This window comes from Sphingobium scionense (genome assembly GCF_014197035.1).
Lineage (GTDB): Bacteria > Pseudomonadota > Alphaproteobacteria > Sphingomonadales > Sphingomonadaceae > Sphingobium > Sphingobium scionense.
In genome coordinates this window covers 1-11667 of record NZ_JACIEU010000062.1, presented here as the reverse complement: position 1 = coordinate 11667, position 11667 = coordinate 1, and the positions used below count along the sequence as shown (strand labels likewise).

Below are 11667 nucleotides of genomic sequence, written 5' to 3'. Positions count from 1 at the left end.
TTGTCAGCCTGCCAGCTCTGGCTGCCTGACCCGAACCCGATCCCGATCCTGCCGTGGATTGACGGTTCCTACACCACCTCCTGGGACACGACCCCGCTATCCCGATCGCGCTCCCGAAAGGAGCCATTCCGGATTGTCCCATCCCCTGCCGAAAAGCAGCCGGGCGAACCACGCCAAGCCACCCTCTCGCGCGTGTTGCATATTTTTGCGGTCGCTCAGACCGCATCGGCAGACGCACGGGAGGGGGGGCGTTTCGATCTTTGCATGACGATCACGAAAGCGCTTCTCGTCGACGCCGAGCCAGGTAAAAAAAAGGCCGATCAGAAGACCGGCCGATGAGTTTTAGGAGAGGATGCCTGAAAGGCAGGGCTTCTATGGTCGGGTGGCGCTGTCCTGCCAATTGAGAAAGGCTGGAGTGCGATTGCGCCTTGCGCAACGGAGGAGGATTCGGGCCGGTCAGAGGCCCAGCTGCTCAAGACATGCCCCAGCCTGCTGATGATAGGCGCCGCCGAAAAGCCGAACATGGACGAGCAGCGGCCACAGCCGATAGACGGGCTGGCGCTCTTCCCAGCCCTGGGCGAGGCCGCAGGCGTCATAGAATATCTGTGGCGGCTGGTCGAACAGCCCCAGCATGGCAAAATCGACCTCGCGGTCGCCATGATAGCATGCAGGATCGATCAGCCCGCTGATCCGGTCCTGGCCGACAAGGATATTGCCACCCCATAGATCGCCATGGAGGAGGGCTGAGGGCGGGCGATTGGGTATGTGCTCGCCAAGGCGATCGGCGAGCCGCTCGACGCGATGGGCCAACTGGGCACTGAGATGCGGGACATGGCAGCGCAGGCGTTTCTCCGCCCAGAAGGCGACCCAGTTGTCGGAGTGGCCATTGGGGATCGTTACATCGCCAAAGCCATAATCGCGATCCCAGCCATATGCCGCCTGGCTCGGGGTGTGGAGATGGTCCAGCAGTTCAGCAAGATGCGCCCAGTTCCGTGCGAGCCGGCCGCTCGAGGGCAGGTCTTCAAGCAGCAGAAGATCGTCCTGGACTGCCAATATTTGCGGAACCGCCGTGCCGGTCGCCGCGATCGCTGCGAGCATGCGAGCTTCCTCGACAACCCTGTCGCCCCGCTTGGCGATGATGCTATCACCGCCTGACAGGGAAAGGCGGGCAACGAAGGAAAGATCGCCGCCTGCAACGCGCGTGACGCTTTCCACATGGCGGCCCAGCAATGATGCCGCCTCGGTGAATATCGCTCTCATGCTGCTTTGCCCCTGGTCCCCGTTCAAGTCTGCACCGATCGGGCTTCTGCATGCCCATGGCAAGACTGGAGACAGGCACCAAGCAGGGGAGATCATGCGGCATCGATAAAAGCAGCCCCGCCGGAGAATTCTCCACGGCGGGGCCATAGTTCAGGGAGGTGCCGCCCCAAGGGGGGAAGGAGCGACAGAGCTGATATGGTGCGCATTGATGACTTTACAATGACGATGCCTGCCGGCGCTTGTCGGCATCCTCGACAGTCCAGAACATGGGATTGCGCACCCAGTCGTTGATGGCGGATTCCCGCCAGCCCATGCAGCGGGTGGCAATCCTGATCTGTTTGGGGAAGGTACCGGCCTGGACCTTGCGATAGAGGGTCGCGCGGCTGAGGCCGGTTCGGTCGAGGACGGTGTTGAGCCGAAGGATGCGATCGGTCGGGGGCATGGTCATGGCTGGTCCTTGCTGCTGTGGATAAGTCTGATCCCCTTTGCGATGAGCCTCGGCAGCGACTTGAGTAGAAGCAAGGGACTGAGCTGTGTCTGGCGGGCTTTGTCCTGATCTGGCGTAAACTGACATAGAACTGGATGATGGAAACGGGCGTCTCCGCCTGTGGCGGACCGCGCTCTGCTCCGCTTCGCTCCACCGAGTCGGCGCTGCGCTTGTCTCGTCCCTGCCGGGCGATGATCGCTGACGCATCGCAGCCTTTTGGGCTGCTTGCTGCGGCCAGCGCGGCTGCGCCGCGCTGACGCCGGTTTGTCTGGGGCCGCCAGAATGACGGGGGTGGGCGTCGGCTTTCTCTAGGCCCGTGCCGGCGCGCCGCAAGCCGGCTGCGCCGGCTCCTTCTCTTCGTTGCGGCCCTGCGGGTGCAGCCCGCCTCATGGGCACGGGCCTGCCGTGCGCCTCCTTGCCGCCCACCCCCGCCATTCCGGTGGCCGGTGCTGGAGAGGCAGGAGAAAGGACATGGGTACGGGTAACGGATCGCTCTATGACGATGTGACGCAGCATATCATCGCACAGCTGGAAGAGGGACGGCTGCCATGGGTGCAGCCCTGGGACACGAGCCTCACCGCCACGGGGCTTCCCCGAAATGCGGCAACGGGCCGCTGCTATTCCGGGATCAATATCCTGATCCTGTGGGACCGCCTGTTCGAGCGGGGCTTTGGCGCGCAGCGCTGGATCACCTATCGACAGGCGCAGGCGCTGGGCGGCAATGTCCGCAAGGGCGAGGCAGGGACGATAGTCTGCTATGCCGACCGTTTCACGCCAAAGGACGAGCAGCAGAAGGCCCGCGATGAACAGCGCGAGGCCCGGCAGGTGGCGTTCCTCAAGCGCTTCACTCTGTTCAATGTCGAACAGTGCGAGGGCCTTCCCGAAGCGCTGATGACCATGGCTGAACCCCGACCATTCGAGGAACTGGTGCCGCAGGCGCACCGGCTGATCCGGGCATGCGGCGCGGATATCCGGGTGGGCGGCGAGAGCGCTTTTTATGCGCCAAGCCCTGACTATATCAGGGTACCCGATCAGGCCGCCTTTCACGAACCGATCAATTGGTATCGCACCATCCTCCATGAGCTGGGTCACTGGACCGGCCATTCTTCACGGCTCGACCGGCTGACCGGCGCCAACTTGGGCAGTGATGATTATGCCCGTGAGGAACTATGCGCCGAGATGGCGAGCGCCTTCCTGTGCGCAGAGCTGGGCATCGTCCCGACCGTGCGCCATGCAGACTATATCGGCGGCTGGCTCGCGGTGCTGCGCGAGGATAATCGCGCCATCTTCCGCGCCGCCAGTCAGGCCAGCAAGGCAGCTCATTACCTGCTCGACTTCCTCCCTGCAGAGGGAGGCGAGCATGACTAAAGCAAGAGCCAGGGAGGCGTTGCGCCGGACGCTGGCGAAAGCGTCCGAGCGGGACAGGCATGTCGATGTCGATCCGGCTGTCCTTCATCGGCTGGAGGATGCGATCCGGCGCTTGTCCCGCTTGCAGCGCGAGATCATGCTCGCGGTCCGGCTCGACGATATGGATTATGCCCAGATCGCCGAGCGCACCGGGCTCAGCCAGCGACAGGTCGAGGCGACGATGGTCCGGGCGCTGATGAATTTTCAGCGCAATCTGGCTGATCCTGATCGTCATGCGTGGCGGCGATGGCTGGGCTGATCGGTGCGCGCGCGCCTGGCAATGCCGGGCGCGCTTTGCGCTTTCCTCTCATCGCGTTAGGAAGGTCGGGCATGAGGAACGACCTTGATCATCTGCCCCAGACCAAACAGCAGGAGCTGGCCCATGTGGTGCGCGTGCTGTTCGAGGCGTTCGAGGCCGCCCAGACGCGGCGGAACCAGAAATGGAACAAGCAGGCGCGCATCCTCAAGCTTGTGCTCTACGGCTCCTATGCGCGCGGCGGCTGGGTCGATGATCCGGTCAGCGGCTACACATCGGATTATGACATACTGATCGTCGTCAATGACGAGCATCTGGTCGACTTTGAATATTGGTCGGCGGCCGAGGATCGGTTGATGCGCGACATGACGATCGCGGGCACGCTGAGCGCGCCGGTCAATTTCATCGTCCACTCGCTGTCCGATGTGAACCGCCAGCTCGAGAAGGGGCGTCCCTTCTTCATCGATATCGTGCGCGATGGCATCCCGCTCTATGAGGCGGAGGGCTTCTGCTTCACCCAGCCGCGCGACCTGCCAGAGGATGAAGCGCGCGCTGAGGCGCAGGCGCATTTTGATAAGTGGTTCAAGGCAGCATCAGAGTTTGCTGGAACAGCCAAATTTGCGGCCTCGCAGGGCTGGCAGAACCGCGCTGCATTTCTGATGCATCAGGCAACGGAGCAATTCTACCATTGCGTGCTGCTCACGCTGACCCTCTACAGCCCCAAGTCGCACAAACTCAATTTCCTGCGCGGCCATGCCGAGGCGATTGCGCCGGCGCTGATCGAAGCCTGGCCGCGCGACGACAAGTTCAGTCGCCGCTGTTTCGAGCTGCTGCGTCAGGCCTATGTGAATGCCCGCTATTCCGAGCAATATAGCGTGAGCGATGAAGAGCTGAACTGGCTGGGCGAACGCGTTGCCATCCTGCAGCAGCTGGTCGAGCAGGTTTGCGAGCAACGATTGGCGCAAGGCTGAACCATCGCGTCAATCAAGGGCGCGGATATGGCAGTCTTCATAGGCAAGATCGTCGTTCAGCACGAATGCCACATAATCCCCATCGATGATCAGGGCGGCGTCGCTTGAACGATATTGCTGGCCCAGAGAAGATGCGCGCTGCGTCAGGCGCAACTCGCGCCCGTCCAGGAATATGCGGGCCATTTTTCCCCGCGCCTCCATCTGGAAATTGCGTCCTCCAGCGCAGACGACCATCGTAGGTTCGTCGCGCGGCTTGCTCTGAGCGCAAGCCGCGGAGGAAAGGGTTGCGACCATGATAGTCAGCAGCCCGCTTGCGTGCGTCCCGATGGTCGGTCGGCGGATGCTGCTGTCCGAATGCATCGCCCCGTCATCCTCCATTGGCTGCTGCTTGCCCTTAATCGTGCGAGGCCTCGTTCGTTCCCTCGCTCAGGACATTGGCGATCATGGCGACCAGCGTTTCTTCTGCGCGCAAACGCACGGTACTATCCTTTGCCGCCAGATCATGGCGGATCCAGTCCGGCAGGCGGGTAACGGTCCTGGTCAGCAGGTCTATTGCAGCTTGGTTCATCTGCGGCGCTATGGCGGCTCAATCGGCTGGCGGCAATGCATCCATCTCGAACGCCCGGCGTCCGCGCCGTCGCCAGAGTGACAGATGCCGCTCGCGATCATCGTCACGCAGCTTTGCCGCGGCCTCGACGAGCAGCCCGAGGATGACTGCGCGGTCATCATCCGCGAGCGTGACCAGTTCAGCCTTCACGACCAGACCGCCCAGCTCGATCAGATGTCGGGTGCGTTCGCGCCGCTTCACCTGCCAGTCCTGCCGATCATGCCGGGCCTGGCTCAGTTGCAACCGATGGCGCGCGACCGTCACCCGGCGCAGCGCTGCCCGGCTTGCCGTCAGCGCCTGGACGAGCGTCATGCCGCTGTCCTGAAAAGAAGGCTGCGCCCCGCTTGCGCCACGCCTCCCGCTCGGCATCGCTACTGTTCGATACCGCCGCCAGCAGCGCCCCGGCCAGCTCCTCGGCACTGAGCCCATCGGCCCCAGTCGCCATCACCAGTTCGCCGAGCTGGTTCTGCTTGCGGATCTTGAGTTGTCTGGCCTTGTCGGTGAGAGCACGGAGCTCTGCGTCATAGTCCCGTGGCTTGCGCATGGAGAATGGCCTCCTGTTGAGTGTGAGGCCATTCGGGTTATCGACCGTCTCGATCACGCTCAATGCGCTGGAATTTCTTGAGATTGCGCGATCCCGAGACAGATGAAATCTTTTGAGGGCGCGCTTATACGTCGTGCCGACGTGCTGCTTTAGGTGTAAATGGTACGCCGTCATGGCGATCTACCATTTCTCGGTCAAAGTCATCTCGCGCGCCGCCGGCTCGTCGGCGCTGGCGGCTGCCGCCTATCGCTCCGCCTCCCGGCTGCACGATCAGCGGCTCGATCGCCACCATGACTTTTCCAACAAGGCCAGCGTCGTTCACAGCGAAGTGATGCTGCCCGATGGCGCGCCTGAAGCGTGGCAGGATCGCGAGCAGCTGTGGAATGCTGTCGAGGCCGTCGAGATCCGCAAGGACGCGCAGCTGGCGCGCGAAGTGGAGTTCGCCATTCCCCGCGAAATGTCCCAGGCCGAGGGCATCGCTCTGGCCCGTGACTTCGTCCAGCGCGAGTTTGTTGATCAGGGCATGGTCGCCGATCTCAATGTCCATTGGGATATCGGCGCTGATGGTGAACCCAAGCCCCATGCCCATGTGATGCTGGGCCTGCGCGAGGTGACGCAAGATGGCTTTGGCGCCAAGGTCCGCGGCTGGAACAGCACGCAGCTTCTTACCCATTGGCGAGAAGCCTGGGCCGATCATGTCAATGAACGGTTGGCCGAACTGGATATCGATGCCCGCGTCGATCATCGCAGCCTGGAAGAACAGGGCATCGCGCTTGAGCCCCAGCACAAGATCGGCCCGGCCGCCTCTCGCATGGTCGACCAGGGGCAGGCCAGCGAGCGGCTCGAAGAGCATCTCGATATTGCCCGGTCCAATGGCGAGAAGATTCTTGCCAATCCGGGCATCGCCCTGGATGGCATTACCCACGGCCAGGCGACTTTCACCACCCGCGACCTCGCCATGTTCGTCCACCGCCATAGCGAAGGGAAGGACCAGTTCGATGCGATCATGGCGGCGGTCAAAGCCTCGCCCGATCTTGTCGCGCTGGGCAAGGACGGGCGAGGGGAGGAACGCTTTACCTCACGGTCCATGCTGGAGACCGAGCAGCGGTTGGAGAAGGCCACTGTCACACTCGACGCGCGGCGGCATCATGGCGTCGCCGATCGCCATGTCGAACGCGCGCTGGAACGGGCGAGCGCACGGGGGCTCGACCTCTCGGCCGAACAGCGTGGCGCGTTCGAGCATGTGACAGGGGCGAAGGATCTGAGCAACGTCATTGGCTATGCCGGTACCGGCAAGAGCGCGATGCTGGGCGTAGCCCGCGATGCATGGGAACTGGCCGGCTATGAGGTGCGCGGCGCTGCGCTCTCGGGCATCGCTGCGGAAAATCTCGAAAGCGGGTCCGACATAGCCTCACGCACGATCGCCGGCATGGAGCATCAATGGGCGCAGGATCATGAGCTGCTGACCGACAGGTCGATTCTGGTGATCGACGAGGCCGGGATGATCGGCACGCGGCAGATGGAACGGGTACTCAGGGAAGCGGAGAAGCGTGGCGCCAAGGTCGTGCTGGTCGGCGATCCCGAGCAGTTGCAGGCGATCGAGGCCGGCGCATCGTTCCGCTCCATTGCCGAGCGCCATGGCAGCGTCGAGATCACATCCATCCGGCGGCAGCAGGAGGACTGGCAGCGTGATGCCACACGGGCGCTGGCGACCGGTCGGGCGGATGAGGCCATTACCGCCTATGAAGAGAAGGGCCATGTCCATGCTGCCGAGACCCGCGAGGATGCGCGGCGCAGCCTGATCGAGCGGTGGGACCGGGATCGCATCGCAGACCCACAGGCCAGCCGCATCATTCTCACCCACACCAATGAGGAGGTGTATAACCTCAACCAGGCGGCCCGCGCACAGCTCCGTGCCGCTGACATATTGGGAGACGAGGTTCGCCTGACCGTCGCGCGTGGTGCGCGCAGCTTTGCTCAGGGCGATCGGGTCATGTTCTTGCGCAATGAGCGCAGCCTGAGCGTGAAGAATGGCAGTTTGGGCACCGTAGCCCAGATTAGTCAGTTGGGCATGCGCGTGATGCTGGATGACGGTCGATCCGTCGGGTTCGACGTAAAGGATTATGCCGACATCGATCATGGCTATGCCGCCACCATCCACAAAGCGCAGGGCATGACGGTGGACAAGGTCCATGTGCTGGCAACGCCCGGACTTGATCGTCACGCCAGCTATGTCGCGCTCTCGCGTCATCGCCGGTCGGTCGAGCTTCATTATGGCCGGGATGATTTTGACGATCGGAGAAAGCTTGTGCGCACGCTTGGCCGCGAGCGGGGCAAGGATATGGCGTCGGATTATGATCAGGCGCGCGCGCCAGTGCGGCAGCCCGTTTCGAGCCCCTTTGCAGGGCTCAGGCTTAATGCTGCCCCGATTGTCGAAAAAGCGGCGCCCCCACCGCCAGAGGTCGCCACCTCGCCCGACGTCGCAGCGGAAATTCCCGGTGCCATCCAGCGCCACGCCCGCGCCATACAAGCCATCTTCGCCATGCAGGATCAGGGCAGCGCCATGACGCCAGACCAGGCAGCAGAACTGGGCGCGGCGCGCAAAGGGCTCAACGACATTCGCGAACATGCGGCTCGCGATGCGGAGGCCGCTTATATCCGTCGGCCATCGCTCGTTGGTCGAGCGGCGCAGGGGGACACCGAGCCGGCGCGCCGCGCCATTCTGCATGAGCGGGATTTGCGCACTGATCCGAACCTGCGGGCCGATCGCTTTGTCGCTGACTGGAACCGGAAATCCCAGGCGGCCGAGCAGGCCTATGCTGACGGGGATGAGCCGCGGCGTCGGGTCATCCAGAATAGCATGCGTTCGATGGCGCTATCACTGGAGCGCGATCCGCAGCTTGAATCGGTCCTTGCCAATCGCAAGAGCCAACTGGGCATATCCGTAGAGGGGCGACGGTCGCTGGGTGCCGATCTGGCGTTCAATCATGGGATCGATATGGGCCGAGGGCGGGCGAGGGGGATCGGCATCGGCATGTGACGGGCGTCGTTTATGCGCCCATGCAAGGCCATTCAACCGGAAAATCATCGCGCCTATGAGCGGACATTTGCTTATGGACAGGACTGGGGCCAAGCCGTCATTCGTAGGACAGACGACGATATTCTGCTTCGGGATGACCGCGCATTTTGAAGGGATGCCCTCGATCTGCCCCACACTTTGCTGCCAAGTATCGTAAAAACGCGAGCGTTTAGGTCCTCAGCTAAAACGCCGTCGCTTTCCGCCCATTGCTCCATCTAGCTGACAAGGTCTATGCGGAAGGCAGCACGAAGAGGACCGTATGACATTTGCTCATTTTGACCCATTGAGAATCTCCGAGAAACAAGCGGCAGAGGAGAGCGCTCTCAGAGACCGTCAGAAGAGAAATATCTACAGCATTCTTCACTCCTACGTGGGATGGTACGATCCGTTTTCGGAAATGATTCAAAATGCGCTCGATTCCGTCGATAAACGCGCTTTGACTGCAGATGAGACCTACAAAAAATGCATCAGTATCCGAGTGAACGCTCAAGAAAATTCGGTTACGGTTTCAGATAACGGCGTCGGCCTTGACCAAGCATCATTTCAGCAATTTCTTGCGCCGAACGTCTCGTTTAAGGACGATACAGCGAGAGGTAGTAAGGGTGTCGGCGCTACATACCTAGCCTACGGCTTCAACTATCTCCGCGTCGAAACTAAAACGAAGAATTTTTCTGCTTCTGGCGAGATAGAGGGCGGCCGGAACTGGCTGCACGATAAATCAGCCCCGCAAAACCCCCACGTTTATCCTGTAGAAACCGCCTCACCCGATCAAAAATTTGATGAGTTTGACACCGGTGCGTCCGTCACCGTGAAGTTCGATGCGAACACTAGGCCGAGTAATCTCTCTTGGCCGAAGTTAGAATCGGCAAAAAGTTGGGCATTGGCATTGCAAATCAAAACGGCCCTGGGCCCATTGATCTCGCCGCTGGAAGTCGATGTGGTAGTTACGCACGTGTCAACTACGGGTCAGGAAACCGAACATCGGTTGGACACTATTCGCTATCTTTGCCCTCATTCTTTCTACGACCGAGTCAGAAAATACGAGGATGTGTTAGATAAGCTAAATCAGCACATTAAAAAACATGGAGTTAATATCGGAATTCCTGGCGCCCTCAAAAATCTCAATGCTGTTTATCTTGAATGGGAAAACAAAGATGTTCTAAAGTATACAGATCTTTCGCAAGAGCAAAAAGATTTCCTTGTGGAGCACCCTGTTAAAATTTTGGCGTCGTATATGTATACGGCTAGAATTTGGGATGAACTATCAAAAAAGCTCGGATGCAGAACCACCGCTAACATTTTTAATCCTGGCATCCAACTTTGCGCAGACAATATGCCGCAAGGGGAAGTTGTTCAGGTTCCTTTAAAGCGATATACTGGGCGGCAGAATCAGGTTCATTTTGTCGTGCATTTTTCTAACTGTGTGGTGGATCTTGGCCGTAAAGGTTTTCATAAAGATTTTGTCGATATCGCCAAGCATATCGCGCAAGATATAGTTCAACGCGACTTTTCCAAAGTCAAAGCGTGCTTACGCGTAGATGACTTCCGCCGAACAGGAATAATTGAGCAGGAGAAGGTTAACTCTTGGAAAGATAAGCTTGCCAGTCACGAAAAACTCAGGCCTCTTTTGTTGAAGAATGATAACTTTTTCAAGCCAATTCATGAGGTATCAGTCACTGCGGAACCTTCGCGCGAACAAGATGTTATAGCATTGTTTAACCAGTTAGTTGCAGGCGGCGTTATCAGGGGCGTAAAGGTAGTCGGAACGAATGAGCTCATGACGTATGATGGCGCTTACAGAGTTATATGTGGACCGCAGTACGACAATCATGAATTCAATAAGATCCAAAATCCTCTTGGTATTGGTGAAACACAGCGCATCGATTTTGAGAATTCTTACCCCTTGGGTTTTCTTTCGACAGAAATGAAGATCTTAGAGTATAAATTTTCTGTCGATGGGTTTATAAATGATATCACCACCGGAGATAAAAAGGTTGCTGATGTAGATCTTCTCATAGCATGGGAATTTGGAACTGAGCATGAGCAATTTTTCTCTGTTCAATCCTTGCTTCTCCCTGAAGGAGAAAGTCACAGACAATATCACGGGGTGACTCATCTCTTGTTCGATGAACATGGCAATCACGCGATGGATGCCATCATTCTAAAGGATCTTGTGTCATTTCTAAATGACACGGACGGTGAAAGTGCACGGCAGTCAGAACTGTACGAATGAAGCCTTGCTTCAAGATTGCCAAAGGACGGCAGCTATCTCGGCCTCGGTCTTCCTAACGCGATGGTCCACTCTCGGCCGATAGTGTTGAAAACCCCTTCCTTGCAGTAATGGCACGGTCCTGATTCACTGGCCTTGTCGTTAGGAGACAGGCTCATGATGGGTGATCGGACGGTGATGCAGGAGGCGCTGTTTTACAGCTTCAGCCTGGAAGATCATGTTCCCCAGAGCCACCTGTTGCGGGCGGTGGATCGCTTCGTGGATCTGGACGGTATCCGAGAGAGGCTGCGGTCATTCTATAGCGGGACAGGCCGGCCCTCGATTGATCCTGAACTGATGATCCGGATGCTGCTGATCGGCTATTGTCTGGGAATCCGGTCTGAGCGGCGGCTGTGCGAAGAAGTGCATCTCAATCTGGCCTATCGCTGGTTCTGCCGCCTTGGTCTCGACGGATCCGTGCCCGATCACTCCACCTTCTCGAAGAACCGGCACGGCCGCTTCCGGGACAGTGATCTGTTACGGCAGCTGTTCGAGATGACCGTCTCGCGCTGCATCCAGGAAGGACTGGTCGGTGGTGAAGGCTTTGCCGTGGATGCCAGTCTGATCAAGGCCGACGCCAATCGCCAGCGGGGCGTTCCCGGCGCAGAGGGGCTACCGCCGGATATCGTCAATCATGCTGTTCGGGAGTATCTGGAGGTGCTCGACGAGGCGGCCTTCGGAGCGGCGTCGCCGGGACTGTCAGGATTTCCGTGTGTGGCCGGGCATAATGGGCAACAAGGAGTCCCACTATGTCACGACGCAAAGAACCTGCCATACCGAATGAGCT

13 protein-coding genes are annotated in these 11667 nt (G+C 59.5%); 7 read left to right on the top strand and 6 right to left on the bottom strand.

Annotation, left to right across the window (positions count from 1 at the left end):
• Window positions 1-339, top strand: a 339-nt coding sequence (locus GGQ90_RS28290; protein ID WP_188084596.1) for a hypothetical protein, incomplete at its 5' end; no start/stop codon positions are given.
• 117 nt (window positions 340-456) lie between these two features.
• On the opposite strand, the gene GGQ90_RS28285 is transcribed toward GGQ90_RS28290, so the two are convergent.
• Together GGQ90_RS28285 and GGQ90_RS28280 are read right to left on the bottom strand one after the other, a co-directional pair.
• Entirely contained in the window at window positions 457-1260 is an 804-nt protein-coding gene (locus tag GGQ90_RS28285; RefSeq protein WP_188084595.1) for a fructosamine kinase family protein, read from the bottom strand.
• Window positions 1261-1474: 214 nt separating this feature from the next.
• Window positions 1475-1708 carry a helix-turn-helix transcriptional regulator gene (locus tag GGQ90_RS28280; RefSeq protein WP_188084594.1) on the bottom strand — a complete coding sequence of 78 codons (234 nt, stop codon included), beginning with the start codon at window positions 1706-1708 and terminating at the stop codon, window positions 1475-1477.
• Window positions 1709-2218: 510 nt separating this feature from the next.
• Between GGQ90_RS28280 and GGQ90_RS28275 the strand changes: the two genes are divergently transcribed.
• The 3 genes from GGQ90_RS28275 (at window position 2219) to GGQ90_RS28265 (ending at window position 4381) form a co-directional block, all read left to right on the top strand.
• Window positions 2219-3115 (top strand): ArdC family protein, encoded by an 897-nt coding sequence (locus GGQ90_RS28275; RefSeq protein WP_188084593.1) that lies wholly within the window; start codon window positions 2219-2221, stop codon window positions 3113-3115.
• Window positions 3108-3413, top strand: coding sequence for a sigma factor-like helix-turn-helix DNA-binding protein (locus tag GGQ90_RS28270; RefSeq protein WP_188084592.1), 306 nt, complete (start codon window positions 3108-3110; stop codon window positions 3411-3413). The genes GGQ90_RS28275 and GGQ90_RS28270 overlap by 8 nt, the downstream gene beginning before the upstream one ends.
• Window positions 3414-3484: 71 nt before the next feature.
• Window positions 3485-4381, top strand: coding sequence for a HEPN domain-containing protein (locus GGQ90_RS28265; protein ID WP_188084591.1), 897 nt, complete (start codon window positions 3485-3487; stop codon window positions 4379-4381).
• 9 nt (window positions 4382-4390) lie between these two features.
• Here GGQ90_RS28265 and GGQ90_RS28260 read toward each other — a convergent pair whose 3' ends face one another.
• The 4 genes from GGQ90_RS28260 to GGQ90_RS28245 are packed head-to-tail and all read right to left on the bottom strand — an operon-like array spanning window position 4391 to window position 5532.
• On the bottom strand, window positions 4391-4759 hold the full coding sequence (locus GGQ90_RS28260) for a hypothetical protein (RefSeq protein WP_188084590.1): 369 nt from the start codon (window positions 4757-4759) through the stop codon (window positions 4391-4393).
• Between the two features lie 16 nt (window positions 4760-4775).
• Window positions 4776-4949 (bottom strand): hypothetical protein, encoded by a 174-nt coding sequence (locus tag GGQ90_RS28255; protein WP_188084589.1) that lies wholly within the window; start codon window positions 4947-4949, stop codon window positions 4776-4778.
• 18 nt (window positions 4950-4967) lie between these two features.
• Window positions 4968-5300 (bottom strand): conjugal transfer protein TraD, encoded by a 333-nt coding sequence (locus GGQ90_RS28250; protein ID WP_223178506.1) that lies wholly within the window; start codon window positions 5298-5300, stop codon window positions 4968-4970.
• On the bottom strand, window positions 5206-5532 hold the full coding sequence (locus GGQ90_RS28245) for a conjugal transfer protein TraD (protein ID WP_188084588.1): 327 nt from the start codon (window positions 5530-5532) through the stop codon (window positions 5206-5208). Before GGQ90_RS28245 ends, GGQ90_RS28250 begins: the two co-directional genes overlap by 95 nt.
• A 172-nt stretch (window positions 5533-5704) precedes the next feature.
• Between GGQ90_RS28245 and traA the strand changes: the two genes are divergently transcribed.
• The 3 genes from traA to GGQ90_RS28230 all read left to right on the top strand — a co-directional run.
• Window positions 5705-8572, top strand: coding sequence for a Ti-type conjugative transfer relaxase TraA (gene traA / locus GGQ90_RS28240; RefSeq protein WP_188084587.1), 2868 nt, complete (start codon window positions 5705-5707; stop codon window positions 8570-8572).
• Between the two features lie 298 nt (window positions 8573-8870).
• A complete protein-coding gene (locus tag GGQ90_RS28235) occupies window positions 8871-10844 on the top strand; it encodes an ATP-binding protein (RefSeq protein ID WP_188084586.1) in 1974 nt (657 codons plus the stop codon).
• Between the two features lie 153 nt (window positions 10845-10997).
• Window positions 10998-11667 (top strand): transposase (locus tag GGQ90_RS28230; RefSeq protein ID WP_246428503.1); only part of this gene is annotated, 670 nt, incomplete at its 3' end.